Raw genomic sequence first — 25356 nt, 5'->3', positions numbered from 1 at the left:
TTTGGCAATGAAGAAAGGGCGGTGCCGCGAGGCGCCGCCCTTTCCCGTTCAGGACTTGGGCACCAGACGCATCAGCGTCCCGTCACCGCCTCGGCTGCCCTGGTCCTCGAGGATATACAGGGCACCATCCGGCCCCGCGACCACCTCGCGCAGCCGCATGCCGAAGGCGTAGCTCGTCATCGCCGTCGCGCGCCCGCCCTCGAGGCTGACGACGTTCAATTCCTTGCCCGACAGGCCGGGGACGATCGCATCGCCCCTCCAGTCGGGGAACATCGCGCCCTTGTAGATGAGCAGGCTCGCGGGGCTCGTTGCTGGCACCCAGGTCGCCGCAGGTCCGACATAGCCGTCGCCCGGCGCATGGTCGGGGATGGGCGAGCCATTGTAGTTGTCGCCATAGCTCGCCTCGGGCCAGCCGTAATTGGCGCCCTTCTCGACGAGGTTGAGTTCATCGCCATGGCGCGGCCCCATCTCGCTCACCCACAAGCGCCCCTCGCCGTCGGAGTCGATGCCGAGCAGGTTGCGATGCCCGTAGCTCCAGACTTGCGCCGCCGAGCCGCCACGATCCGCGAACGGATTATCGGGCGCGGCCTTGCCATCGGGCGTCAGCCGCAACACCGCCCCGAGATTGTTCGACAGGTCCTGCGCCGGATCCTGCTTCTGCCGGTCTCCGGATGTCACGAAGAGGTGCTGGCCATCGGGCGAGAAATGGAGGCGGTGCGAATAATGGCCCGACCCGCCGGTCTTGTCCTGCCGCCAGAGGACCTCGAGCCCCTCGAGACGGCAACTGTCGGCCTCCTCGCACAGGAGCATGCCGCGGCCGACGACGGCGCCGCGCGTACCGTCCGCCCCGCTCTCGACCCAGCTGAGATAGAGGCGTCCGGGATTTTCGACCTCGAAACCCGGTGAGAAGGCGATGTCGCCGAGCCCGCCCTGCCCGCCGTAAGCGATGTCGGGCAGACCGCTTTGGACCGATCCCAGCCGCCCCGACACGACGTCCTTGAAGACGATCCCGCCACGCTTGGACGTGATGAAGAGGAGCGGTGTGCCCGGCATGAAGGCGGCCGCCCACGGTTCGTCGAAATTGCCCAGCTCCTCCACCGCGAAGGGCGCGTCGGCCAGCGCCACTTTGGCGCCGCGCAGCACCGGGCCCGCGCCGCCCCCCTCCGGCGCGGCGCGTGCCGCCCCCTCGCCTGCCGGCACCTCCTCGCAAGCGCTGGTGGCGAACAGGAGGGCTAGGACGGACAGGTGACGCAACGTTCTTCTCCCAATGGAAAGGACGGGGTGGATATGACAGGCCAACACTTCAGCGCGCTACGGGGATGCATCACCGCTTGCGCTGGCCCCACCTTCTGCCTATATGCGCTTCATCCCAAGACATCGTCAGGTGCCATGGGCCGCCACCGGGGACGGAGGCGGCACCGAAGGGATATGGAATTTACGTAGAGGAGCCCCTGCTTGGCCGACATGGATCAGATCGCGAACATTATCGAACCGGTGGTGAAGGCCATGGGCTTCGAGCTTGTGCGCGTGAAGATGATGGGCGGCGAAGAGGAACCCACGCTTCAGGTCATGGCCGAGCGCCCCGACACGCGCCAGCTGACGATCGACGATTGCGCCGCCATTAGCCGCGCCCTCGACGAGCCGCTCGAAGAGGCCGACCCCATCGAGCATGCCTATCGCCTCGAAGTGTCGTCGCCCGGCATCGACCGCCCGCTGACGCGCCTCAAGGACTATAGCGACTGGTCGGGCCACCTCGCCCGCATCACGCTCGAGGAAAAGCTCGCGGGCCAGAAGAAGTTCAAGGGCGTGATCGACGGCGTCGATGGCGAGACCATCATGCTCACCGACGATCATGAGAAGGAGCATCGCATCCCTTATCCCATGATCGAGGATGCCAAGCTCCTGTTTACCGACAGGCTCCTCCAGGAAACCCAGCCGCTCTCCGCCGAGGGCGCCGAAGAGATCAACGAAGAAGAGGGTACCGACAATGGCTAGCACGCCTCCTCCCGCAGCCACGGCCAACAAGGCAGAGCTCCTTGCCATTGCCGACGCTGTTGCGCGCGAAAAACTGATCGACAAGGGCATCGTCATCGAGGCGATGGAAGATGCGATCCAGCGCGCCGCCCGTGCCCGCTACGGCCAGGAAAACGACATCCGCGCCAAGCTCGACCCGAACACCGGCGACCTTCGCCTGTGGCGCGTCCTCGAGGTCGTCGAGGAAGTCGAAGACAACTTCAAGCAGATCGACCCCAAGGCCGCCCAGAAGCTGCAGGAAGGCGCCGCCGTCGGCGACTATCTGGTCGACCCGCTGCCGCCGATCGAATTCGGCCGCATCGCCGCACAGGCTGCCAAGCAGGTCATCTTCCAGAAGGTCCGCGACGCCGAGCGCGAGCGCCAGTATGAGGAATTCAAGGACCGCGCCGGCGAAGTCATCACCGGTGTCGTCAAGCGCGTCGAATTCGGCCACGTCGTCGTCGACCTCGGCCGCGCCGAAGGCGTCATCCGCCGCGACCAGCAGATCCCGCGCGAAATGGTCCGCGTCGGCGACCGCATCCGCTCGCTGATCCTGCGCGTTTCCCGCGAAGTCCGCGGCCCGCAGATCTTCCTGTCGCGCGCCCATCCCGACTTCATGCGCAAGCTGTTCGCGCAGGAAGTGCCGGAGATCTACGACGGCATCATCGAGATCAAGGCCGCCGCCCGCGATCCGGGTTCGCGCGCCAAGATCGGCGTCATCAGCTACGACAGCTCGATCGACCCCGTCGGCGCCTGCGTCGGCATGAAGGGCAGCCGCGTCCAGGCCGTCGTCCAGGAGCTGCAGGGCGAGAAGATCGACATCATCCCGTGGTCGGAAGATCTCGCGACCTTCGTCGTCAACGCGCTCCAGCCCGCGACCGTCAGCCGCGTCGTCATCGACGAGGAAGAAGGCCGCATCGAGGTCGTCGTGCCCGATGACCAGCTGTCGCTCGCCATCGGCCGCCGCGGCCAGAACGTGCGTCTCGCCAGCCAGCTGACCGACAGCCAGATCGACATCCTGACCGAGGCCGATGCCTCCGAGAAGCGCCAGAAGGAATTCACCGAGCGCACCGAGATGTTCCAGAACGAGCTGGACGTCGACGAGACGCTGGCCCAGCTGCTGGTCGCCGAAGGCTTCACCAGCCTCGAGGAAGTCGCCTACGTCCCGCAGGACGAGCTTTCGACCATCGAGGGTCTCGACGAGGAAATCGCCGAGGAACTGCAGAGCCGCGCCAAGGAAGCCTTGGAGCGCGCCGAGGAAGCCGCCCGGGGCAAGCGCCGCGAACTGGGTGTCGACGATGCCGTCGCCGAACTGCCGCACATGACCGAGATCATGGCGGTGACGCTGGGCGAAGCCGGCCTCAAGACGCTCGACGATGTCGCCGACCTCGCCACCGACGAGCTCATCCAGAAGAAGCGCACCGACAATCGTCGTCGCGGCGACACCCGTCGCTCGGGCGATGACCATCGCGGCGGCGTGCTCGGCGAATATGGCCTGACCGAAGAGCAGGGCAACGAGATCATCATGGCTGCCCGCGCCCACTGGTTCGAAGACGAGGAAGAGGCTCCTGCCGCTTCCGCATCCGAGGAGGACGCGGCAGCGGATGGGAACCAATGAGCGCCAACTAAGCGATAACCGGTCGCCCGAACGCACCTGCATCCTGACGAGGGATGCGGGCGCGAAGGACGCGCTTGTCCGTCTCGCCCTCGGGCCCGACGGACAGGTGCTTCCAGACGTGCGCGCCAAGGCCCCCGGCCGCGGCGCCTATGTCGGTGTCACCCGCGCGCAGCTCGACGAGGCGCAGGCCAAGGGCAAGCTGAAGGGCGCGCTCGCCCGCGCCTTCAAGACCGGCCAGCTCGACATCCCCGCCGACCTCGGCGCGCGGATCGAGGAGGCCTTGCGCCGCAACTTCCTCGACCGCCTCGGCCTCGAGGCACGTGGCGGCATGCTGATCTCGGGCTCCGAGAAGGTCGACGTCGCCTGCCGCAAGGGCGAGGCGATGCTGCTCCTCCATGCCAGCGATGCCAGCGCCGACGGCGTGTCCAAGCTCGGCCAGGGCTGGCGCATGGGCGGCGGCGAGGAACTGGGGATGGCCGGGGGACTTGTTCTCCCGTTCGATCGCACCACATTGAGTAGTGCACTTGGCCGCGGCAACGCGGTCCATCTCGCGCTGGTCGATGCCGGTGCCGCCAGGCGCGTTTCGCACGCGCTGGCCCGATACCAAGCTTTTCTTGGGAATGATGCTAGGGTAAACGGCGGCGAGCCCGCCGGGACCGAGCCCGTGAGCGAAGATTTGAGGAACGAAGGAACAGAATGAGCGACGATAAGAAAAAGCTCGGGACCCGTGCACCCCTCGGCGTCAAGAAGACGATCGAAGCCGGCCAGGTGAAGCAGAGCTTCAGCCACGGCCGCTCGAATACCGTCGTGGTCGAGGTCAAGAAGCGCCGCATCCTGAAGCCGGGCGATGCCGCCGCGGCCCCCAAGGAAGAGGCAAAGACCCCCGAGGCCGAGGCCCCCAAGAAGGAAGCGCCCGCCAAGGACGCCGCCCGCAAGCCCGCGCCGGCGCCCAAGAAGGCCGCCGCGCCCAAGCGCCCGCTGACCGCCGCGGAACGCCGCGAGCAGGTCAAGGAACTCGAGCGCCAGGCCGAGGAAGCCCGCATGGCAGCGCTCGAGGAATCGCGCCGCCGCGACGAGCAGGCCAAGGCCCGTGCGAGCGAGGAAGAAGCCCGCCGCGCCGAGGAAAACCGCAAGGCCGAGGAAGAGGCCGAGCGCCGCGCCAAGGAAGAAGCCGAGCAGGCCAAGAAGGACGCTGCCGCCAAGGCCAAGGCCGAAAAGGCCGCCGCTGCCGCGCCCGCACCGCGTTCGGCCAAGCCCGCCCCCGCCAAGCCCGCCGCGCCCAAGCGCGACGATCGCAACAAGGGCCGTCCGGCCCCCGACCGCCGCTCGGGCAAGCTCACCGTCAACCGCGCCCTGCGCGGCGACGGCGGTGGCCGTGCGCGCAGCCTCGCAGCCTTGAAGCGTGCCCGCGAGAAGGAAAAGCGGGCGCAGGCCGGCCAGTCGGGCCCGCGCGAGAAGACCTACCGCGACGTCCAGGTCCCCGACCACATCACGGTCGGCGATCTCGCCAAGCGCATGGGCGAGAAAGCGGCCGACCTCGTCAAGTCGCTCTTCAACATGGGCATGATGGTCACCGTCAACCAGACGATCGACCAGGACACCGCCGAACTGCTGGTCAACGAATTCGGCCATAACGTGCAGCGCGTCAGCGACAGCGATATCGACATCGACACCACCGAGGATGTCGATGCCGAGGACACCCTCAAGGCGCGTCCGCCGGTCGTGACCATCATGGGCCATGTCGACCACGGCAAGACCTCGCTCCTCGACGCCATTCGCGGCGCCGACGTGGCGGCGGGCGAAGCCGGCGGCATCACCCAGCATATCGGGGCCTATCAGGTCACGCCCAAGGGCGGCGATCCGATCACCTTCCTCGATACGCCGGGCCACGAGGCCTTCACCGAGATGCGCGCTCGCGGCGCCACCGTCACCGACCTCGCGATCCTCGTGGTCGCCGCCGATGACGGCCTCAAGCCGCAGACGGTCGAGGCGATCAACCACATCAAGGCGGCCGGCGTGCCGATGATCGTGGCGATCAACAAGATCGACACCGCAGGCTCCAACCCGCAAAAGATCCGCGAGGAACTCTTGCAGCACGAGATCATCGTCGAGGCGATGTCGGGCGAGGTGCAGGACGTCGAGGTGTCGGCCAAGGAAAAGACCAACATCGACAAGCTCCTCGAGGCGATCAACCTCCAGGCGGAGCTGCTCGAACTCAAGGCCAACCCCGACCGCGATGCCGACGGCACCGTCGTCGAAGCCAAGCTCGACAAGGGCCGCGGCCCTGTTGCGACCGTGCTCATCAAGCGCGGCACGCTCAAGGTCGGCGACACCTTCGTCGCCGGCGCTGCCGCCGGCAAAGTCCGCGCCCTCATCGACGACCATGGTCGCCGCGTGAAGAAGGCGGGTCCGTCCTTCCCGGTCGAGGTTCTCGGCCTGTCGGGCGTGCCGTCGGCGGGTGACCAGTTCACCGTCGTCGAGAATGACCAGCGTGCCCGCGAAGTCGCGGAATATCGCCAGAGCGTCCTCGACAAGAAGCGCACCACCGCCGCGCCGATGAGCCTCGAATCGATGTTCGACAAGAAGGGCAGCTCGACCATCAGCTTCCCGCTGATCATCAAGGCCGACGTACAGGGCACCGCCGAGGCGGTCGTCAACGCGGTCAAGAAGATCTCGACCGAGGACATCGAGGTCCGCGTCATCCATTCGGGTGTCGGCGCGATCACCGAGAGCGACGTGACGCTCGCCGCCTCGAGCGGCGCGCCGATCATCGGCTTCAACGCGCGTCCCAATGCCAAGGCCAAGGAAATCGCCAAGCGCGACCAGGTCGAACTGCGCTACTATGATGTCATCTACCACCTCACCGACTGGGTGAAGCAGGCGATGGCGGGCGAACTCGGCCCCGAGATCATCGAGCACATCGTCGGCAAGGCCGAGGTCAAGCAGGTGTTCCGTTCGGGCAAGAAGGACAAGGCCGCCGGCCTCCTCGTTCTCGAAGGCGTCATCAAGAAGGGCCTCCACGCCCGTCTTACCCGCGACGATGTCATCGTCTCGAAGACGACCATCGCCTCGCTTCGCCGCTTCAAGGACGATGTCGACCAGGTCGAAGCCGGGACCGAATGCGGTGCCGTGCTCGAGGACACCAACGACATCGCACCGGGCGATATGCTCGAGATCTTCGAGATCGAGGAGCGCGAGCGCCAGCTTTAAGCCGGACGGGGGCAGGCGCGCCCTGCCCCCGCCGCTTGATGCAGGAGTTGGAACCGCATGAAGCAGAAAGCCTCTTCTACCGAACCGTCGGTGCGCATGCTGCGCGTCGGCGAACAGGTGCGCCACGCCCTGTCCGACGTTCTCAGCCGTGGCGACGTCCATGACGAGGCGCTCTCGAAAACCCCGATCTCGGTCACCGAGGTGCGGATGAGCCCCGACCTTCGCCATGCGCTGGTCTTCGTGAAGCCGCTTCTCGGCGGCAACGAGGAAGAGGTGCTGACCGCATTGAAGAAGAACGTCCGCTACCTGCGCGGCGAAGTCTCCAAGCGTGTCGCCATGAAGTTCGCCGCCTCCTTGAAGTTCAAGGTCGACGAGAGCTTCGACGAGGGCAGCCATATCGACAGCCTGCTGCGCACCGACAAGGTCGCCCGCGACGTCGCGAAGGACGAAGAGGAATAGCTTCACAAGCGCGCGCGCTTGCGGCACCGTCCGTCCCATGGCCAAGCTCTATTTCTATTATGCCGCGATGAATGCGGGCAAGTCGACGACGCTCCTGCAGACCGACTTCAACTATCGCGAACGCGGCATGGGCACGATGCTCTGGACCGCGGCCCTCGATGACCGCATGGGCGAAGGCACCATCGGCAGCCGCATCGGCCTCGAGACCGAGGCGCACCGCTTCGAGGTCGCTACCCCGCTTTACGAGCGCATCGCAGCCGAGAAGAACGCCCGCCCGCTCGACTGTATCCTCGTCGACGAGGCGCAGTTCCTCACGCAGCAACAGGTCCTCGATCTCGCCGAGGTCGCCGACCGGCTGAAGATTCCCGTCATCTGCTACGGCCTGCGCACCGACTTCCAGGGCGAACTCTTCCCCGGCTCCGCCGCGCTGCTGGCTATCGCGGACAAGCTCGTCGAGCTGAAGGCCGTTTGCGAATGCGGCGCCAAGGCGACGATGAACCTGCGCGTCGACGGCGAGGGCCGCGCGGTGGCGCAAGGGGCGCAGACCGAGATCGGCGGCAATGACCGCTACGTCGCGCTCTGCCGCAAGCATTTCAACGACCGCCTGCGCGCCGCCGCCGCCGCCGCCTGATGCTCCACGGCTGGATCGTCCTCGACAAGCCGGTTGGGATCGGCTCGACCCCCTGTGTCGGCAAGGTCAAGCGCGCGCTGCGCGAAATGGGCATCCGCAAACCCAAGGTCGGCCACGGCGGCACGCTCGACCCGCTGGCGAGCGGTGTCCTTCCCATTGCGATCGGCGAGGCGACCAAGCTGGCAGGACGCATGCTCGATGCCACCAAGGCCTATTGGTTCACGCTCCGATTCGGCGAGGAAACCGATACGCTCGATGTCGAAGGCAAGGTGATCGCCACCAGCGACCATGTCCCGTCCGAACAGCAAATTATCGACGTGTTACCGGGCTTCACCGGCACGATCGAGCAGATGCCGCCCGCTTTCTCTGCGCTCAAGGTCGACGGCAAGCGCGCCTATGACCTCGCCCGAGCCGGCGAGACGGTGGAGCTCGACAGCCGCACGGTCACCATCTTCGAATTGCGCTTGATCGCCTTCGATGGGCTCGAAGCGCGCTTTCACGCGGTCGTGTCGAAGGGCACATACATCCGCTCGCTGGCACGGGATATCGCGCTGGCGGTTGAATCGCGTGGGCACGTCACCAAGTTGAGGCGGACCCGCGCCGGTCCCTTCGACCTGTCACAAGCGATTTCGCTGGACAAATTGGAGGAAATCTCTAAGGCGCGCCACTTGGACGACGAGGTGCTCCCGCTTAACGCGGGGCTGGACGACATCCCGGCCCTCGCCGTCTCGCCCGAAGAAGCGCGGATCCTGAAACATGGACAGCGGCTCCAAGGGCACCCCGCACCGCCCGGGCAGCATCTGGCGATGGAGGGTGACACCCCCATCGCTTTGGTCGAGGTGGAGGATGGCGAGGTCGCCGTCCTGCGCGGGTTCAACCTGTAACCGGGCCGCCCCCTTGGGGGATGACCCGCAAATGATTTAGGAGATTGAACCGATGTCGATTACTGTCGAACGCAAGGCCGAACTGGTCAAGGAATATGGTCGCAGCGAAGGTGATACCGGCTCGACCGAAGTGCAGGTCGCAATCCTGACCGACCGCATCAACACCCTGACCGACCACTTCAAGTCGCACAAGAAGGACAACCACTCGCGTCGCGGCTTGCTCATGATGGTCAACAAGCGTCGTTCGCTGCTCGATTACCTGAAGCGCGAAGACCACGACCGCTACGCCACGCTCATCAAGAAGCTCGGCCTGCGCAAGTAACAAGTTTCAAGGGAAGGGCGCCCACGAGGCGCCCTTTTCTTTTATTGTCATCCCGCAACATCTGGGGAATGACATCCAGACCAAGCGCCTCGCAATCCGGCGGGGCCATCCGTGGGGCAAGTCGAAACCGCCCCGAACCGCGCGGACCGGACAGTCCGCACCATGAGAGGCCCCGCCGGCATCCGGCCTGCGGGTGACAAAAAATATGTTCGATGTGAAAACTGTTGAAATCGATCTTGGCGGCCAGACCCTCAAGCTCGAAACGGGCCGTATCGCCCGCCAGGCCGACGGGGCGGTACTCGCGACCCTCGGCGAAACCGTGGTGCTGTGCGCCGTCACCGCCGCCAAGAGCGTGCGCGAAGGGCAGGACTTCTTCCCGCTCACGGTCCACTACCAGGAAAAATTCTCGGCTGCCGGCCGCATCCCCGGCGGCTTCTTCAAGCGTGAAGGTCGCGCCACCGAAAAGGAAACGCTGACCAGCCGCCTCATTGACCGTCCGGTCCGTCCCCTCTTCCCCGAGGGCTTCTACAACGAGATCAACGTCATCGCGCAGGTGCTGAGCTATGACGGCGAGAATGAGCCCGACATCCTCGCGATGATCGCCGCCTCGGCCGCCCTCACCATCTCGGGCGTGCCCTTCATGGGCCCGATCGGCGCCGCGCGCGTCGGCTTCGTCGATGGCGAATATGTCCTCAACCCCAAGGTCTCGGACATCTTCGAGGAAGGTCGCCTCGACCTCGTCGTCGCCGCCACCCATGACGCCGTCATGATGGTCGAATCCGAAGCCGAGGAACTGACCGAAGACGAGATGCTCGGCGCCGTCCAGTTCGCGCACGAAGCCTCGAAGAAGGTCGTCGGCGCGATCATCGAGCTGGCCGAACAGGCCGCCAAGGATCCGTGGGAGCTCGACCAGAGCGACACCATCGGCCCGATCAAGGAAAAGCTGCGCGGCCTCGTCGGCGACGACATCGCCGCCGCCTACAAGCTGACCGACAAGTCGGAGCGTTCCAACGCCCTCAACGCCGTGCGCGAGAAGGCCAAGGAAGCCTATGCCGAGGAAGACGGCCAGACGCAGATGACGGCCGGCAAGGCGGTCAAGAAGCTCGAAGCCGAAATCGTTCGCGGCGCCATCCTCAAGGACGGCCAGCGCATCGACGGTCGCAAGACCGACCAGGTCCGCCCGATCGAGGCGATGGTCGGCCTCCTGCCCCGCACCCACGGTTCGGCGCTGTTCACCCGTGGCGAGACGCAGGCGATCTGCACGACCACGCTCGGCACCAAGGACGCCGAGCAGATGATCGACGGTCTCGAGGGCCTCAGCTACTCGCCCTTCATGCTGCACTACAACTTCCCGCCCTATTCGGTCGGTGAAGTGGGTCGCTTCGGCTTTACCAGCCGCCGCGAAACCGGTCACGGCAAGCTGGCCTGGCGCGCGCTGCACCCCGTGCTGCCGAGCGCCGAGGACTTCCCCTACACGATCCGCATCCTGTCGGACATCACCGAGTCGAACGGCTCCTCGTCGATGGCCACCGTCTGCGGCGGCTGCCTCTCGATGATGGACGCCGGCGTGCCGATCGAGCGCCCTGTCTCGGGTATCGCGATGGGTCTCATCCTCGAAGGTGACGACTATACCGTCCTGTCGGACATCCTCGGTGACGAAGATCACCTTGGCGACATGGACTTCAAGGTCGCGGGCACCGAAGCCGGCATCACCTCGCTCCAGATGGACATCAAGGTCGCGGGCATCACCCCCGAGATCATGAAAACCGCGCTGGCGCAGGCCAAGGACGGCCGTGCCCACATCCTTGGTGAAATGACCAAGGCGCTGGGCGAAGCGCGCACCGAACTGTCGGCGCACGCACCGCGTATCGAGACGATGCAGGTCGCCAAGGACAAGATCCGCGACATCATCGGCACGGGCGGCAAGGTCATCCGCGAAATCGTCGCGGAAACCGGTGCCAAGGTCGACATCGACGACGAAGGGATCGTCAAGATCTCGTCGAGCGACGTCGATCAGATCAACGCCGCCAAGGCGTGGATCGAAGGCATCGTGGCCGAGCCCGAGGTCGGCAAAATCTACACCGGCAAGGTCGCCAACATCGTCGATTTCGGCGCCTTCGTGACCTTCATGCCGGGCAAGGACGGCCTCGTCCACGTCTCGGAAATCAAGAACGAGCGCGTGGAAAAGGTCACCGACGTCCTTGAGGAAGGCCAAGAAGTGAAGGTCAAGCTCCTCGAGATCGACCAGCGCGGCAAGGTCCGCCTGTCGATGCGCGTCGTCGACCAGGAAACCGGCGACGAGCTCGAAGACACGCGCCCGCCGCGTGAAAAGGGCCCGCGCCGCGACGGTGGTCGTGACGGCGGTCGTGGTGGTCGCGACGGTGGTCGCGGTCCGCGCGGCGGTGGCCGTGACGGCGGTCGCGACGGTGGCCGTGGCCGCGGTCCGCGCCGTGATCGCGAGGACAAGGGCAATGACAGCGGTGAGATGGAGCATAAGCCCGCCTTCCTCACCGGTGGCGACGACGAGTAGGCCTCGTCTCCATTGACCGATGAAAAGACCCCCGGTGCCTCGCGGCATCGGGGGTTTTTCGTTCATTCGAGCGAAACTGCTGCTATCCTAGAGCGCAAGCAGACTTCCGGAGTGTTCACGATGCGCAAGACCGTCCTCGCCCTCACCCTCGCCCTGTCGGCCACCGCCGCACAGGCCGCCGACATCGTCATGCACCGCAATGCGGGCTGTGGCTGCTGCCTCAAATGGGTCGAGAAGATGGTCGAGGCGGGCCATGAGGTCGAGGTCGTCAATGAAGCCGACCTGATGGCCTTCAAGGCGAAGCACGGCGTGCCGGCCGGCCTCGCCAGCTGCCACACCTCGCTCGTCGGCGGCTATGTCGTCGAGGGCCATGTGCCGGCCGCCGACATCGAACGCCTCCTCGCCGAAAAGCCCGACGCGGTCGGCATCTTCGTGCCCGGCATGCCGATGGGCTCGCCCGGCATGGAGCATGGCAACCATGTCCAGCCCTACAACGTCCTCCTCCTCAAGAAGGACGGCACCTACGAGATCTGGGCCCGCCACGGCTGACCCCTCGCCCCGATTTTGGGGGCTTGTCAAGACTATGTAACATTGTAACATCCGCCTATTCCTTGATGGGAGAGTGCAGATGACGGCGATGCGTTTTGCGGCGATCATGCTTCTGGCGGGAACGGCGGCGATGGCCGCGCCCCACGCCGAAGTTGGGCAACCCACCACCGGTGTGGGTGTCGAAGCACCGCCCCTCTCCCCCTCCCTCACCGCCCGCGCGCGCGGCGTCGAGGACGAACGCATGGTCCGCGACCTCGCGCTCGACGATTTCAAGGTCACCACCCGCCGCCACGGCGCGAGCGTGGCCGTCAGCTACCTGATGACATTCTCGGCCGAAGAGGAAGGCACCGAAGGCCGCCTCTCCATCGACCTGCCAAAGGGCGCGGTCGTCACCGGCTATGCGCTCGATGTTGAGGGGCAGATGATCGAGGGCGCCCTGGTCGACGAGGCGCAGGCACGCGAGGCGTTCAACACGCTGGTGCGCGGGCAGGTCGATCCGGGGCTTGGCGAGATCAGCCGTGACGGCACCTTCTCGACCCGCGTCTTTCCGGTCGGCAGGGACGGACGGACCATTCGGGTCGATTTCGTCGCCCCGCTGACCGACGACTTCGCCCTGCCGATCCGCCTCGGGGACAAGGCAGGCAACTGGACAATCCGCTTCGACGGGGAGGACGGCGACGGACTGACCCTCGCTGACCGCCGACTCGAGGCCGGCGACGGCTTCGCGTCCGTGAGCGGACGCGGTGCCTTCGAGACCGAGATCCGCCTTCGTCGTCCCGATGACAATATTCGCGTGCTCGCCAGCCGGCATCCCGAAACGGGCGAGACCTATTGGCAGGTCAACACGCCGATCCGCGCCGCGACCAAGCGCGAGCGCCCCGAAGAAGTGCGCGTCTATTGGGACATGTCGCGCTCGCGCCTCGATGACGACCATGCCGCCGCGCGCCGCACCGTCGAGGGCGCGCTGTCGAAATGGCGCGCCGGACGGGTGACCTTCGTCGCTTTCGACCATGCCGCCCGGGCACCGCGCGCCATCGGCCGCGACCTGTCGCTCGAGCAGGCGGTCGCCGGCCTGACCTACGGCGGCGCGAGCCGTCTCGACTGGCTCGCCGACGCCCCCGCCGCCGACCGCTGCATCCTCGTCAGCGACGGACAGGCAACGCTCGGTACGCTCGATGTCGTCCCCGACTGCCCGACTCTCGTCGTGTCGACGCGCGATGGCGCGGCCGACGCTGTCCTGTCCGCACTCGCCGACCGCAGCGGCGGTGCGCTGGTCGAAGCCGGCGATACCGCGCCCGCCACGCTCGATGGCATCCGTTTCACCGCCTTCGGCAATGTCACCCTTCCGCACCGCCGCCTGCCCTCGGAGGACGGCATGCTGCGCGCCATCGTGAAAGCGCCCGTGGAAGGCCGCCTCGGAATGGTTTCCGATGGGCAGATCTCGGGATTCAACGCGCCGCGCAACATCACAGAGACCGACCAGGACGCGATCCTGTTCGAGGCCACGCAGAACGCCATCCTCGAGGCCGGCGCCGACCGCGAGGCCTTCGTCGCGCACAGCCGTCGCTATGGCATCGCCTCGCAGAGCCTGCCCTTCCTCGTGCTCGAGAGCGTGGAGGACTATCTGCGCTTCGACGTCACTCCGCAGGCCGATCACCCGCAATTCCTGCGCTTCCAGCGTATGCGCAAGGAGAAGGATCTCGACATGGCCGAGGCGCGCGAGGATCGCCTCGCGCAGGTCATCGCCAGCTGGGAACGCGAGGTCGAATGGTGGGAGAAGGAGCACGATCCCTCCCGGTTCGACGCGCGCTCCGACAAGAACGGCAATATTCCGCCCCCGCCCCCGCCGCCGGTGCGGACCACCGCGCCGCCGCCGACGGTCGCACCGCCGCCACCTCCGCCGCCCCCGCCCACGCCGGAGCGCGGCGGAGACGATCAGGCCCAGAATATCGTGGTCACCGGCGCACGGGTCAGCCGGCAGGTGCAGGAAAGCGCCGAGCCGCTCATGGTAATGGATGTCGAGGAAGCCGCGGCCGAAGCCGACATCGCGCCCTCGCCGCAGGGCAGCGGCATTCGCATCGCGGTCGGCGCGCAATATCCCGACAGCGAATGGATCGCCGCTTACGACGCCGATCCCGCCGCCTTCGACGCGACCTTTGCCGAGTGGCAGGAAAAGGCGGGCACGCTGCCCGGCTTCTATCTCGAAAGCTCGAACTGGCTGTGGCTCGCGGGCGAGAAGGACAAGGCGATCCGCACGCTCCTGTCCGCGCTCGACCTGCCGCTGGCGGATTCGACCACGCTGGCGATGGTCGCCGCGCGGCTCGAGGCGTGGGGCGAGTTCGACCTCGCGGTCGACCTGCGCGCCCGCCGTGCAGCGATGGTGACGCACCGCCCGCAGCCCGACCGCCTGCTCGGTCTCGCGCTCGCCGAGCGCGGCAAGGCTCGCGCTGCGGCGGGCGATGCCACGGGCGCGCGCGACGACTATGCCCGCGCCATCGCGCTGCTCGCCGATGTCGCGCTGCGCCCCTTCGACCCGCGCTTCAACGGGATCGACATGATCGCGCTCAAGGAAGCCAATGCGCTCGTGCCGCGGCTAGAGGCGCTCGGCGGCAGCCACGACCTCGACCCGCGCATCGTGAAGAATCTCGACAGCGATTTCCGCGTGACGATGGAATGGACCGCCGATGCCACCGACCTCGACATGCATGTCGACGAGCCGAGCGGCGAACATGTTTTCTACGGCCACCGCCAAAGCTTCTCGGGCGGCTGGATGTCGAACGACATGACGCAGGGCTTCGGCCCAGAGGAATATTGGATCCGCAAGGCACCGGGCGGCAGCTTCGAGGTGAGCTCCACCGTCTTCCGCCGTGACAATATCGATCCCAATGGCGCACCGTGGGTGCGCGCCCGCCTGATCCGCGACTTCGGTCGCCCGACCGAGCGGGTCGAATATGTCGATGTCGCGATGGACGGGCAGCTTCGCGACCGCCTTCCGCTCGGCCGCTTCCGCATCGGCCCCGCCGAGGTCGCCGAGCCAGGCGAGCGCGGCGGCAAATAGGGCAAGGGGGAGGCGCGCACCCCCGCGCCTCCCTGCCCAACCCCTTGCGCCTCAAGCAAAAACCGCTATGAGGCTCATTCAAGGTCGCCGTCGGCGGCCTTTTTCGTAAGAATTTCAAGGAAAGTTGGCCGCGTTCCCCCCGAGCGCCGGCCGCCGATGCCCATGATCGACACGCAAAAGCTCCGCCGCGAATGGCTCGCCAACCCCCGCGCCGACATCCTCGCCGGGATCGTCGTCGCGCTCGCGCTCATCCCCGAAGCCATCGGCTTCTCGATCATCGCGGGCGTCGATCCGGCGGTGGGGCTCTATGCCAGCTTCACCATCGCGATCATCATTGCGCTGGTCGGCGGGCGCCCGGGCATGATTTCGGCGGCGACTGCCGCGGTCGCGGTGCTGGTCGTGCCGCTGGTGCGCGATCATGGCATCCAGTACCTGTTCGCCGCGACCATCCTGATGGGTGTCCTCCAGTTCCTCGGCGGGTTCCTGCGCGTCGACCGGCTGATGCAATTCGTCAGCCGCTCGGTCATCACCGGCTTCGTCAACGCGCTCGCGATCCTCATCTTCATGGCGCAGCTGCCGCAGCTCATCGACGTGAGCATCCACACCTACTGGATGATCGCCTTGGGCCTCGGCATCATCTACCTCTTCCCGCGCCTCACCAAGGCCGTGCCGTCGCCGCTGGTCGCGATCGTCATCCTGACGATCATCGCGCTTTATGCGGATCTCGACGTCAACCGCATCGGCGACATGGGCAAGCTGCCCTCCGACCTGCCGCCCTTCCTCATTCCCGACGTGCCTTTCACGTTGGAGACGCTCGAGATCATCCTGCCCTACTCGCTGACGATGGCGGCGGTCGGCCTGCTCGAGAGCCTGCTCACCGCGCAGATCGTCGATGACCTCACCGACACCGACAGCAACAAGGCCAAGGAGAGCCGTGGACAGGGCATCGCCAACTTCGTCACCGGTTTCTTCGGCGGCATGGGCGGCTGCGCGATGATCGGCCAGTCGGTCATCAACGTGAAGTCGGGCGGTACCAGCCGCCTGTCGACGCTGACCGCGGGCCTGACACTGCTCGCGCTCCTGATGCTCGTCACCCCGTGGGTCGCCAAGATCCCCATGCCTGCGCTGGTCGCGGTCATGATCATGGTCTCGATCGGTACCTTCAGCTGGTCGTCCATCCGCGACATCGCCTCGCACCCGTGGCATTCGTCGGTCGTCATGGTCGCCACCGTCGTGACCGTGGTCGCCACCCACGACCTTGCCAAGGGCGTGCTCGTCGGCGTCCTCCTGTCGGGCATTTTCTTCGCCCACAAGGTCACCAGCCTGTCGCGCATGGAAAGCCGCCTGTCGGCCGACGGCAAGACGCGCACCTACCACGTGCTGGGCGAAGTGTTCTTCGCTTCCTCGCAGAGCTTCGTCGCCGCCTTCGACTATAAGGAAGTGCTCGACACCGTCGTGATCGACGTCTCGGACGCGCATTTCTGGGACATCAGCGCGGTTGGCGCGCTCGACAAGGTGGTGCTGAAATTCCGCCGCGAGGGCACGACCGTCGAGATCAAGGGCATGAACGCGGCGAGCGCCACGCTTGTGCGCAGCTTCGCCGAGCGCGATGACAAGGATGCCGCGACCGCGGCCAACGCATAGGATTAGGATTGATGAAGCTTCTCGCCTGCCTCGACGCCTCGCTCTACGCCAATAGCGTCACCGACCATACCGGCTGGGTCGCCAAGGGTCTTGGCGGTTCGGTCGAGCTGCTCCACGTCATCCAGCGCCGCGACGTCGTCGCCAAGCGCCACGACCTGTCGGGCGCGCTCGGCCTCGGTGCCAAGTCGGCGCTGATGGAAGAGCTGGTGTCGATCGAGGAAGCGCAGAGCCGCCTCGCCAGGACGCAGGCCGATGCCCTGCTCGAGACCGCCCGCGCGCGCCTTGCCGAACAGGGTGTCGACAAGGTCACCCTTCTCGAGCGCCACGGCGACATCGTCGAGACCGTGATCGAGCGCGAGGCCGAGGCCGACATGGTCGTCATTGGCAAGCGCGGCGCCGGCGCCGATTTCGCGCGCGGCCACCTCGGTAGCAAGATCGAGCGCGTGGTGCGCCAGTCGGACAAGCCGGTGCTGGTCGCCAGCCGCGCCTTCCAGCCGATCGAAACCGCGCTCATCGCTTTCGACGGTGGCCTCACCAGCCGCAAGGCGGTGGCGATGGCCGCCACCTCGCCGCTATTCGAGAATGTGAAAAGCCACGTCCTCATGGTCGGCCATGACGACGACAAGGGCACGAGCGGCCTCAACTGGGCGATCGAAACCATGGGCGAGCGGCTCGGCGGCTGCGAGCGCGTGCATGGCGATGTCGAAGGCGCGCTGACCGCCGAGGCCAAGCGCATCGACGCCGACATCCTGCTCATGGGTGCCTACGGCCACAGCCCGCTGCGCACCATGATCGTGGGATCGACGACCACCGCGATGATGCGCGCGCTGACCAAGCCGGTGCTGCTCTTCCGCTAGGACGAGGCCTCATCGAGAGGCTAGCAAAAAGCCCCCGGTGCCAGTCTAGCGCCGGGGGCTTTTTGAATGACCCGAGGATGGTGGAGCTAGGGGGATTCGAACCCCCGACCTCTGCAGTGCGATTGCAGCGCTCTCCCAACTGAGCTACAGCCCCGCACCCTCGGGTGGAGGGGTCTTTAGCGCCGCTTTTCGCGCATTGCAACAACCTGTCTGCCGCTATGCACCCCTCATCGGGTGGAGCGCCTCTCCACGGAACGATTTTTCCCCGAAATCCATTGGTTTTCAAAGGGTTGGGCAGTCGGCCCGGCCCCCGAAAAATGTATAGTAAGGGGAAGTACCCAATGGCTTACAATCGATATGACCGGATGAGGAACCGCGAGGACGACCGCCACGACATGCGTCGCGATCGCCCCCGTGGCCGCATGACCCGCGACGAGCGCTTCGGCTATGACCGCGACGACCGCGATTTCTTCGACCGCGCCAGCGACGAAGTGCGCAGCTGGTTCGGCGATGAACGCGCCGAACGCCGCCGCGAACTCGACGAGCGCTACGGCTATGCGGGTGATGGCTACAAAAACCAGCATTTCGATTTCGAAGACACCTATTCGAGCGTCAACGAAGGCTATCGCCGTCCCTATGACGAAGGTGGCCGCTTTGTCGGTCGCTCGAGCATGAATGTCGACGACGACCATCTCGGCCGCCGCGCCTACGGTCGCTCGCAGGCCCGCACGCGGACCCCGACCGGCGACTATGACCGCGTCGACACCTATGACTATGATCGCGGCTATACCCAGAACCGCTGGGGCCGCCCGCAGACGCAGGCCGAATATACGCGCGACCGCGACTATGACGAATGGCGCACCCGCCAGATCGACGCACTCGACCGCGACTATGACGAGTGGCGCTCGGAGAACCAGGCGCGCTTCGACGACGAATTCACCTCGTGGCGCCAGGACCGCCAGATGAAGCGCGAGCAGCTTCGCGGCCTTGGCGACGATGCGACCGTGATCGGGTCCGATGGCGAGACCATCGGTTCGCTATCGAGCATCCGCGGCGACCGCATGATCCTGAAGGGTCAGGACGATGACAGCCGCTGTGTCTTTTCGCTGCGCAATGTCGACCAGATCGGCGAGAGTGAGGTGCGCCTCAACCTGACGAGCGAAGATGCCCGTCGCCGCATGCGCGACGATGACGACCTGACCGAAGGTCGCATGAACAACCGCAGCCTCTCGGACAACTACTAAGTCAGCAACAGGCTAGCCGACCTGCTGTCGGCACCGGAGGGCCCGGCCACCACGGTCGGGCCTTTCCTTATGCGCTGGCAGCGCCTACTTCGTTGCGAAACGCGACCCATCAGGAGAGAATATCATGGCCAATGCCTGGCACCTCATGCAGCGCCCGCAGGGCAAGCCCACCACCGAGGACGTCGCGCTCAAGGCCTATGACCTGCCCGCGCTCGAAGACGGCACGATCCATGTCCGCAACGACTGGCTCTCGGTCGATCCCTATATGCGCGCCCGGATGGACGACACCGAAAGCTATTTCGAGAGCTTCCAGATCGACAAGCCGATGGAAGGCGGCGCGGTCGGCACCGTGATCGCCTCGAAGGCCGAGGGCTTCGAAGAAGGCGACAAGGTGCTGCACATGGCGGGCTGGCGCGACGAGGCGGTCATCCCCGCCAAGGCTGCCAACAAGCTGCCCGACCTCGGCGTCGAGCCCTATCACTTCCTCGCCAACCTCGGCCTCACCGGCGGCACCGCCTGGTTCGGGCTGATGGACGTGGCCTCCGCCAAGGAAGGTGATACCGTCTTCGTCTCCGCCGCCGCGGGCGCGGTCGGCTCGGCGGTGGTCCAGATCGCCAAGGCCAAGGGCATGACGGTGATCGGCTCGGCGGGTGGGCCCGACAAATGCGACTTCGTGAAGGGCCTCGGCGCCGATGCCTGCGTCGATTATAAGGCAGGGCCGATCCTCAAGGGCCTCAAGGCCGCGCTCAAGGAGATCGGCAAGAAGGGAATCGACGTCTATTTCGACAATGTCGGGCGCGACCACCTCGATGCCGCCTTCGCCACCGCCAACAATGAGGCGCGCTTTGCCGAATGCGGCATGATCGACGGCTACAATCACGAGGATCCCTATGCCTATCGCTACATCATGTACGTGATCGGCAAGCGGCTCCAGCTGAAGGGCTTCATCTTCACCGACTTCATGGAGCGCATGCCAGAATTCTACGGCGCGATGGGCCCGATGATCATGTCGGGCCAGGTCAAGAGCCGCGAGACCGTCCACGAAGGCCTCGAGAGCACCTTCGATGCCTTCCTCGGCCTCTTCTCGGGCGCCAACACCGGCAAGATGCTGGTCAAGCTTTGATCACCATCAGGCGCGAGCAGCCCGACGATGCGCACTTTATCGAGGCGCTCGACCGTCGGCTGGCCGAGGTCATCGAGGCCCCCGCGCACGACGCCGAGGCAGTAAGCGCCTTCCAGCGCGATTTCACGGCAAGCCGACACGACGCCTCGCTCGGCGAGCAGGCGACCTTCGTGGCGCTAGGGGAAAGCGGCGAGCGGCTCGGCTATGTCAATGTTCGGTCCGGCCGGGACGAGATTTCCGGGGACGACTGCGGCTATATCGCGCTGCTTGCCGTGGCCCCCGAGGCCGAGGGAAAGGGCGTTGCACGGCGGTTGACGGAAGGCGCGGAGGATTGGAGCCGCGAGCAGGGGCATCAGCGCCTCGCGCTCGACGTCTTCGCGAGCAATCGGCGCGCCCTCGCATTTTACGAGAAACAGGATTTCGCGCCCGAAACCCTGCGCATGATCAAACGCCTCTAGTGCGCGAGGCGGCGTTGTAACTCGAGCTGGAACAGCTCCGGTGCATCGAGCCGGAGCGCGATCCGCATGACTTGTCTTTGGTTGCCGAGCATTCCGGTCATCGCCACGGGCCGCGCCAGCGTCATCGTGACATTGGGCGCGGACATGAGCGCGCAATTGATCGTGTCGGACTGCTTGAGCGTTTCGACATCGAAGGACTCACCGAGGCGGGCGATCGCGTCATAAGGCACGTGGAGATCGACGAGCAGGCCGTGCCGCACGTCGATGCCACTGTCGGTCAGCAGCACCGGTTTGAGGCGGATGCTTTTGATCAGCGCCACGAACCACAGGATCCCCGCCATCGTCAGCGCGAACATGACCCAGGCCACCGTCTCGCTCCATTGCATGAGGAGGAGATGGACGACGCCCAGCTCCACCACCTGCAGCCCGAGAAAGACCCACAGCATCGGGGCGAGATAGCGGTCGTAGCGATGCGCGCTCGCGCCTTCCGGGACGTCGGGGACCAGGCGCCAGCGAAAGAGCGCCAGCCGCATCGCCGCGCTTTCGCGAGCGGCGAGGTGGACCAGCCGCGGCGGCAGGATCGTCGCGAAGCTCTCTTCAAGGCTCGCTCCCCGGCGCAGCGCCTTGCCGAAGACCCCTAAGCTCCAGCCAACCCAGAGCGTTCCAACGAGCCCCATGGCCGCAAGCAGCGGGGGCATGGCGAGGATCGCCTCGCGCACCGGGCCAGACGCGCCCGCGAGGATGACAAGGCTTGCCAGCGTCAGCGCGCCGAGCAGGGCGCGCAACCGAACGCGGTCGCGAGGCGCCTTGGTGAGCGCCACGATCCCCAGCGTATCAGCGATGACCCAGGCGAAGAGGAGCGCGGCGATGCTGGCATTTGCGGCCGCCCAGTCGGTGAAGGTGAAGGCCCTCGCGCCGCCGACAAGTAAAAGCGGCGCGACGATCAGCAGGGCCGGGGCAAACCGGCGAAGCGCGGTCGTTTCCATGGGTCCTGCCTAGGCGCCGGCGATGGGTAAGGCCAGACCCTAGCCGGCGTAGTCGCAGTCGGCCGGATTGCCATTCGCAAGGCCGCGGCGGAGAGCTTCCATCCGCTGCGCGGAGGTGCCGTGGGTGAAGCTTTCGGGGCGCACCGCGCGGCCTGCCTGTTCCATCAGCGCATCATCGCCGATGGCGGCGGCGGCGCGCAGCCCTTCCTCCAGATCGCCCGGCTCCATCGCCCCCGTCTGCGCGGCCCACACGCCGGCATAACAGTCGGCCTGCAGCTCGACGCCGACCTGGAGGCGATTGCCTGCGGTCTGGCTGACGCGCTGCTGCTGGCGCTGGACGTTGGCGAGCGTGCCTTCGAGGTTCTGGATGTGGTGGCCGACCTCATGCGCGATGACATAACGCGCGGCAAAATCGCCCGGCGCATCGAAACGGCGCGACAGTTCGGTAAAGAAGTCGGGGTCGATATAGATGCGGCTGTCGCCCGGACAGTAGAAGGGCCCCATCACTTCCTGCCCGTAGCCACAAGCGGTCTGCGTGCCGCCCTCATAGGCGACGAGTTCGGGTTCCTGGTAGGTGGCACCGGCGCGGCGGAACAGGTCGCCCCACACATCGTCGGTGCTCTCGAGCGTGCCGCGAAGCAGCGCGAGCTCCTCCTGGGTCAGTGTGCTCTCGCCTGCCGAGGCGCTGCTGCTGCTGCCCTGCGGCGCGCCGCCGGTCAGGCCGCCGAGCCCGCCGGAAATTGCGCAATAGCCGAGCGCGAGGATGAGGAGGCCGACGACCCCGAACTTGTTGAAGACGAAGCGCGCGAGCAGCGCGAAGACACCCGCCGACATGCCGCCGCCGCGCATGCCGCCGCCGCGCTGGCCGGTGCGGTCGATGAAATTGTCACTGTCACGGTCGCCGATGCGCATCGCTCATGCTCTCCCTCTTTGCCCCGCCTGAACGGACGGGTGACCGTGGCGGTTGCATCCTCGTTGCGCTAACGTCATGGCTGTTCGAAAGGGAGACGAGAAAATGACCGACCTCACCGGAAAATGCGCGCTTGTCACCGGCTCCACCTCGGGTATCGGGCTGGCCATCGCGAGGGCGCTCGCCGATGCCGGGGCCGCGGTCATGATCAACGGCTTCGGCAAGGAACATGAGATCGACGCCATCCTCGGCGACTTGCGCAAGCGCTCGGGCGCCGAAGCGGTTCATTCGGACGCCGACCTCACCGACCCCGAAGCCATCGCCTCGATGGTCGCCGATTGCGTCAGCGCGATCGGCACTCCGCACATCCTCGTCAACAATGCGGGCATGCAGCATGTCGCCCCGATCGCCGAATTTCCGATAGAGAAATGGGATGCGATCATGGCCCTGAACCTGTCGGCAGTGTTCCATACCAGCCGGCTTGTCATCCCGATGATGCGCAAGGCGGGCTTCGGGCGGATCATCAACACGGCCAGCGCGCACAGCCTCGTCGCCAGCCCCAACAAGTCGGCCTATGTCGCGGCAAAACATGGCGTGACCGGCTTCACCAAGACAGTCGCGCTCGAGACAGCCGAGGACGGCATCACCGTCAACTGCATCTCGCCCGGCTATGTCTGGACGCCGCTCGTCGAACAGCAGATCCCCGACACGATGGCGGCGCGCGGGCTGACCCGCGAGCAGGTGATGAACGACGTGCTCCTGAAGGCACAGCCGACCAAGCGCTTCGTCACGGTCGAGGAAGTGGCGAGCTGCGCGCTCTACCTCTGCTCGGACGGGGCCGCCTCGATCACCGGCACGAACATCAGCATGGACGGCGGCTGGACCGCGCAATAGGCTCGCCCCCATGAACTGCATCGCGCCGCGCATCGCCGCCCTCCTCGCCCCGCTGCTCCTCCTCGCTGGTTGCGCCGTCCTGCCGGGCCAGCCCGCCATCGAGACGATCGAGAGCCGCGAGTGGCGCCAGGTCGTCAGCGATGCCGACGAAAGCCGCCTGCGCACCTGGCGCTCGACCTTCGGCGCCGCGCTCGCCGAGGCGCGCGACAAGGGCTATGGCGCTCAGGTCGACGCGCTCGGTGCGGTCGGCGACCCCGACCTGCTGCTTGGCCTCGGTCCGGTGCCGGAGGGCGACTTCCGCTGCCGCACGATCAAGCTCGGCACGCAGGGTGGCGGCACGCTCGCTTATGTGGACTATCCCTGGTTTGACTGCCGCATCCGTCCCGAAGAGGATCTTTTCGGCCTCGCCAAGCTGACCGGCTCGCAACGCCCCGTGGGGCTGCTCTTTCCCGACGATGCCTATCGACAGGTCTTCCTCGGCACGCTGGTGCTGGGCGATGAAGACCGTGCCATGCGCTACGGCGCCGACCCGCAGCGCGACATGATCGGTGCGCTCCAGCGCATCGGTGACAATCATTATCGCCTTATCATTCCCGAGCCGCGCTACGAGAGCCGCCTCGACATCATCGAACTCGTCCCGGAGGTCTGAACATGCGCTTTTCCCTGATGGCCGCAGCCGCCAGCATCGCCTTTGCCACCCCCGCCGCCGCACAAGGCGTGCCCGCCGGGATCGCCGAGGACATGCCCGAGCTGATCGAGCTCTACCGCTTCCTCCATGCCAATCCCGAACTGTCGAACCAGGAAACGCAGACCGCCGCGAAGCTCGCGGGGATCGCGCGCGACATGGGCTTCGATGTCACCGAAGGCGTCGGCGGCACCGGCGTCGTGGCGGTCATGGAAAATGGCGAGGGTCCCACCCTTCTCATCCGCGCCGACATGGACGGGCTGCCGGTCGTCGAACAGACGGGGCTCGATTTCGCCAGCAAGGTCGTCACCACCGCGCCTGCCTCGGGGGTCGAGACCGGCGTCATGCATGCCTGTGCCCACGACACCCACATGACCGCTTGGGTCGGCACCGCGCGCCAGCTTGTCGATCGCAAAGACGAATGGTCGGGCACGCTCGTCATGATCCTCCAGCCCGCCGAAGAGATTGGCGAAGGCGCAAAGGCGATGCTCGACGACGGGCTCTACGACCGCTTCCCCCACCCCACCCACGCCATCGCCTTCCACAATGCAGCGGCGGGCCCCGCGGGCTTTGTCGGCGTAAGTTCGGGCTTCGCGCTCGCCAATGTCGACAGCGTCGACATCAAGGTGCGCGGCATTGGCGGGCATGGTGCCTACCCCAACACCACGCGCGACCCCATCGTCATCGCCAGCCGCATCGTCGGCGCGCTCCAGACCATCGTATCGCGCGAGCTCGACCCGCGCGAACCGGCGGTCGTCACCGTCGGGAGCTTCCACGCGGGTGCCAAGCACAACATCATCCCCGACGAGGCGGACCTCCTCCTCACCGTGCGCAGCTATTCGGACGAGACGCGCGCGCATCTTCTCTCGGCGATCGAGCGCATCGCCAAGGCCGAGGCGATGGTCGCGGGCGTGCCCGAGGACCGGATGCCGATCGTCACCATCCGCGACCAGGAATATACGCCCGCCACCTACAACACCCCCGAACTGGCGGGCCGCGCGCTCGGCCTGTTCAAGGAGCGCTTCGGCGAGGCGCGCGTGGCCGAGGTGCCGCCGGTCATGGGCGGGGAAGATTTCGGCCGCTTCTACCGCGCCGACAATGACATCGAGAGCCTGATCTTCTGGGTCGGCGGCACGCCCGCCGACAAGTGGGCGGCGGCAGGCGGCGACACGGCCCAGCTGCCGAGCCTTCACAGCCCCTTCTATGCGCCCGATGCCGAAGCCGTCATCTCGACCGCGACCGAAGCGCTGACCCTGCTGGCGCTCGACATCCTCGGCTAGC

General features: G+C 66.3%; 22 protein-coding genes and 1 tRNA gene. 19 read left to right on the top strand and 4 right to left on the bottom strand.

Going from position 1 to position 25356, the window contains the following annotated elements; genetic code table 11:
- Positions 1–48: 48 nt before the first annotated feature.
- Entirely contained in the window at positions 49–1254 is a 1206-nt protein-coding gene (locus tag NUW81_RS10470; protein ID WP_245113033.1) for a PQQ-dependent sugar dehydrogenase, read from the bottom strand.
- A 201-nt stretch (positions 1255–1455) separates the two neighbouring features.
- On the opposite strand from NUW81_RS10470, the gene rimP reads away from it, so the two are divergent.
- The 13 genes from rimP to NUW81_RS10405 all read left to right on the top strand — a co-directional run bounded on the left by rimP (position 1456) and on the right by NUW81_RS10405 (position 17775).
- Positions 1456–1995 carry a ribosome maturation protein RimP gene (rimP, locus tag NUW81_RS10465; RefSeq protein WP_245113032.1) on the top strand — a complete coding sequence of 180 codons (540 nt, stop codon included), beginning with the start codon at positions 1456–1458 and terminating at the stop codon, positions 1993–1995.
- Positions 1988–3631, top strand: coding sequence for a transcription termination factor NusA (gene nusA, locus NUW81_RS10460; protein WP_245113031.1), 1644 nt, complete (start codon positions 1988–1990; stop codon positions 3629–3631). Before rimP ends, nusA begins: the two co-directional genes overlap by 8 nt.
- Positions 3618–4331 (top strand): DUF448 domain-containing protein, encoded by a 714-nt coding sequence (locus tag NUW81_RS10455; RefSeq protein WP_245113029.1) that lies wholly within the window; start codon positions 3618–3620, stop codon positions 4329–4331. The genes nusA and NUW81_RS10455 overlap by 14 nt, the downstream gene beginning before the upstream one ends.
- On the top strand, positions 4328–6841 hold the full coding sequence (gene infB, locus NUW81_RS10450) for a translation initiation factor IF-2 (protein ID WP_245113027.1): 2514 nt from the start codon (positions 4328–4330) through the stop codon (positions 6839–6841). The genes NUW81_RS10455 and infB overlap by 4 nt, the downstream gene beginning before the upstream one ends.
- A gap of 57 nt (positions 6842–6898) precedes the next feature.
- A complete protein-coding gene (gene rbfA / locus NUW81_RS10445) occupies positions 6899–7300 on the top strand; it encodes a 30S ribosome-binding factor RbfA (RefSeq protein ID WP_245113025.1) in 402 nt (133 codons plus the stop codon).
- Positions 7301–7337: 37 nt separating this feature from the next.
- Positions 7338–7931 carry a thymidine kinase gene (locus NUW81_RS10440; RefSeq protein WP_245113024.1) on the top strand — a complete coding sequence of 198 codons (594 nt, stop codon included), beginning with the start codon at positions 7338–7340 and terminating at the stop codon, positions 7929–7931.
- The gene (gene truB / locus NUW81_RS10435; RefSeq protein ID WP_245113023.1) at positions 7931–8815 is read left to right on the top strand and encodes a tRNA pseudouridine(55) synthase TruB; all 885 of its coding nucleotides are present in this window, start codon (positions 7931–7933) and stop codon (positions 8813–8815) included. The genes NUW81_RS10440 and truB overlap by 1 nt, the downstream gene beginning before the upstream one ends.
- 52 nt (positions 8816–8867) lie before the next feature.
- The gene (gene rpsO, locus NUW81_RS10430) at positions 8868–9137 is read left to right on the top strand and encodes a 30S ribosomal protein S15 (RefSeq protein WP_245113022.1); all 270 of its coding nucleotides are present in this window, start codon (positions 8868–8870) and stop codon (positions 9135–9137) included.
- 205 nt (positions 9138–9342) lie between these two features.
- Complete coding sequence (pnp, locus tag NUW81_RS10425; protein ID WP_245113021.1) at positions 9343–11667, top strand: polyribonucleotide nucleotidyltransferase; 2325 nt, start codon at positions 9343–9345, stop codon at positions 11665–11667.
- A gap of 120 nt (positions 11668–11787) precedes the next feature.
- Positions 11788–12216: a DUF411 domain-containing protein gene (locus NUW81_RS10420; RefSeq protein ID WP_245113020.1), complete on the top strand. Its 429-nt coding sequence runs from the start codon at positions 11788–11790 to the stop codon at positions 12214–12216.
- 79 nt (positions 12217–12295) lie between these two features.
- Complete coding sequence (locus NUW81_RS10415; RefSeq protein ID WP_245113019.1) at positions 12296–15274, top strand: DUF2135 domain-containing protein; 2979 nt, start codon at positions 12296–12298, stop codon at positions 15272–15274.
- A 162-nt stretch (positions 15275–15436) separates the two neighbouring features.
- Entirely contained in the window at positions 15437–16918 is a 1482-nt protein-coding gene (locus NUW81_RS10410; protein ID WP_376741947.1) for a SulP family inorganic anion transporter, read from the top strand.
- 11 nt (positions 16919–16929) lie between these two features.
- Complete coding sequence (locus NUW81_RS10405) at positions 16930–17775, top strand: universal stress protein (RefSeq protein ID WP_245113016.1); 846 nt, start codon at positions 16930–16932, stop codon at positions 17773–17775.
- Between the two features lie 78 nt (positions 17776–17853).
- On the opposite strand, the gene NUW81_RS10400 is transcribed toward NUW81_RS10405, so the two are convergent.
- Positions 17854–17929, bottom strand: a tRNA-Ala gene (locus tag NUW81_RS10400).
- 187 nt (positions 17930–18116) lie between these two features.
- Between NUW81_RS10400 and NUW81_RS10395 the strand changes: the two genes are divergently transcribed.
- From NUW81_RS10395 to NUW81_RS10385, 3 genes are all read left to right on the top strand, one after another.
- Positions 18117–19019 (top strand): SWFGD domain-containing protein, encoded by a 903-nt coding sequence (locus NUW81_RS10395; RefSeq protein WP_245113014.1) that lies wholly within the window; start codon positions 18117–18119, stop codon positions 19017–19019.
- Between the two features lie 124 nt (positions 19020–19143).
- Positions 19144–20142, top strand: a complete 999-nt coding sequence (locus NUW81_RS10390) for an NADP-dependent oxidoreductase (protein ID WP_245113012.1) — start codon at positions 19144–19146, stop codon at positions 20140–20142.
- Positions 20139–20600, top strand: coding sequence for a GNAT family N-acetyltransferase (locus NUW81_RS10385; RefSeq protein WP_245113011.1), 462 nt, complete (start codon positions 20139–20141; stop codon positions 20598–20600). Before NUW81_RS10390 ends, NUW81_RS10385 begins: the two co-directional genes overlap by 4 nt.
- Here the strand turns inward: NUW81_RS10385 and NUW81_RS10380 are convergent.
- Together NUW81_RS10380 and ypfJ are read right to left on the bottom strand one after the other, a co-directional pair.
- On the bottom strand, positions 20597–21586 hold the full coding sequence (locus NUW81_RS10380; RefSeq protein WP_245113010.1) for a hypothetical protein: 990 nt from the start codon (positions 21584–21586) through the stop codon (positions 20597–20599). The genes NUW81_RS10385 and NUW81_RS10380 overlap by 4 nt on opposite strands.
- Before the next feature lie 39 nt (positions 21587–21625).
- The gene (ypfJ, locus tag NUW81_RS10375; protein ID WP_245113009.1) at positions 21626–22498 is read right to left on the bottom strand and encodes a KPN_02809 family neutral zinc metallopeptidase; all 873 of its coding nucleotides are present in this window, start codon (positions 22496–22498) and stop codon (positions 21626–21628) included.
- A gap of 103 nt (positions 22499–22601) precedes the next feature.
- Between ypfJ and NUW81_RS10370 the strand changes: the two genes are divergently transcribed.
- The 3 genes from NUW81_RS10370 to NUW81_RS10360 are packed head-to-tail and all read left to right on the top strand — an operon-like array spanning position 22602 to position 25355.
- A complete protein-coding gene (locus NUW81_RS10370) occupies positions 22602–23390 on the top strand; it encodes a 3-hydroxybutyrate dehydrogenase (protein ID WP_245113008.1) in 789 nt (262 codons plus the stop codon).
- A gap of 10 nt (positions 23391–23400) precedes the next feature.
- Positions 23401–24039: a DUF4893 domain-containing protein gene (locus NUW81_RS10365; protein ID WP_245113007.1), complete on the top strand. Its 639-nt coding sequence runs from the start codon at positions 23401–23403 to the stop codon at positions 24037–24039.
- Between the two features lie 2 nt (positions 24040–24041).
- Positions 24042–25355 carry an amidohydrolase gene (locus tag NUW81_RS10360; protein ID WP_245113006.1) on the top strand — a complete coding sequence of 438 codons (1314 nt, stop codon included), beginning with the start codon at positions 24042–24044 and terminating at the stop codon, positions 25353–25355.
- Position 25356: the final 1 nt, after the last annotated feature.

Source organism: Sphingomicrobium aestuariivivum, from assembly GCF_024721585.1.
Lineage (GTDB): Bacteria > Pseudomonadota > Alphaproteobacteria > Sphingomonadales > Sphingomonadaceae > Sphingomicrobium > Sphingomicrobium aestuariivivum.
Note: the sequence above shows the minus strand (reverse complement) of the source record. Positions and strands in the feature narration are given on the sequence as shown.

What these genes read in the sequence shown, in the direction of transcription:
- nusA (WP_245113031.1), top strand. Translation starts at nt 1,988, where the DNA reads ATGGCTAGCACGCCTCCTCCCGCAGCCACGGCCAACAAGGCAGAGCTC.
- NUW81_RS10455 (WP_245113029.1), top strand. Translation starts at nt 3,618, where the DNA reads ATGGGAACCAATGAGCGCCAACTAAGCGATAACCGGTCGCCCGAACGC.
- infB (WP_245113027.1), top strand. Translation starts at nt 4,328, where the DNA reads ATGAGCGACGATAAGAAAAAGCTCGGGACCCGTGCACCCCTCGGCGTC.
- rbfA (WP_245113025.1), top strand. Translation starts at nt 6,899, where the DNA reads ATGAAGCAGAAAGCCTCTTCTACCGAACCGTCGGTGCGCATGCTGCGC.
- NUW81_RS10440 (WP_245113024.1), top strand. Translation starts at nt 7,338, where the DNA reads ATGGCCAAGCTCTATTTCTATTATGCCGCGATGAATGCGGGCAAGTCG.
- truB (WP_245113023.1), top strand. Translation starts at nt 7,931, where the DNA reads ATGCTCCACGGCTGGATCGTCCTCGACAAGCCGGTTGGGATCGGCTCG.
- rpsO (WP_245113022.1), top strand. Translation starts at nt 8,868, where the DNA reads ATGTCGATTACTGTCGAACGCAAGGCCGAACTGGTCAAGGAATATGGT.
- pnp (WP_245113021.1), top strand. Translation starts at nt 9,343, where the DNA reads ATGTTCGATGTGAAAACTGTTGAAATCGATCTTGGCGGCCAGACCCTC.
- NUW81_RS10420 (WP_245113020.1), top strand. Translation starts at nt 11,788, where the DNA reads ATGCGCAAGACCGTCCTCGCCCTCACCCTCGCCCTGTCGGCCACCGCC.
- NUW81_RS10415 (WP_245113019.1), top strand. Translation starts at nt 12,296, where the DNA reads ATGACGGCGATGCGTTTTGCGGCGATCATGCTTCTGGCGGGAACGGCG.
- NUW81_RS10410 (WP_376741947.1), top strand. Translation starts at nt 15,437, where the DNA reads ATGATCGACACGCAAAAGCTCCGCCGCGAATGGCTCGCCAACCCCCGC.
- NUW81_RS10405 (WP_245113016.1), top strand. Translation starts at nt 16,930, where the DNA reads ATGAAGCTTCTCGCCTGCCTCGACGCCTCGCTCTACGCCAATAGCGTC.
- NUW81_RS10395 (WP_245113014.1), top strand. Translation starts at nt 18,117, where the DNA reads ATGGCTTACAATCGATATGACCGGATGAGGAACCGCGAGGACGACCGC.
- NUW81_RS10390 (WP_245113012.1), top strand. Translation starts at nt 19,144, where the DNA reads ATGGCCAATGCCTGGCACCTCATGCAGCGCCCGCAGGGCAAGCCCACC.
- NUW81_RS10380 (WP_245113010.1), bottom strand. Translation starts at nt 21,586, where the DNA reads ATGGAAACGACCGCGCTTCGCCGGTTTGCCCCGGCCCTGCTGATCGTC.
- ypfJ (WP_245113009.1), bottom strand. Translation starts at nt 22,498, where the DNA reads ATGCGCATCGGCGACCGTGACAGTGACAATTTCATCGACCGCACCGGC.
- NUW81_RS10370 (WP_245113008.1), top strand. Translation starts at nt 22,602, where the DNA reads ATGACCGACCTCACCGGAAAATGCGCGCTTGTCACCGGCTCCACCTCG.
- NUW81_RS10365 (WP_245113007.1), top strand. Translation starts at nt 23,401, where the DNA reads ATGAACTGCATCGCGCCGCGCATCGCCGCCCTCCTCGCCCCGCTGCTC.
- NUW81_RS10360 (WP_245113006.1), top strand. Translation starts at nt 24,042, where the DNA reads ATGCGCTTTTCCCTGATGGCCGCAGCCGCCAGCATCGCCTTTGCCACC.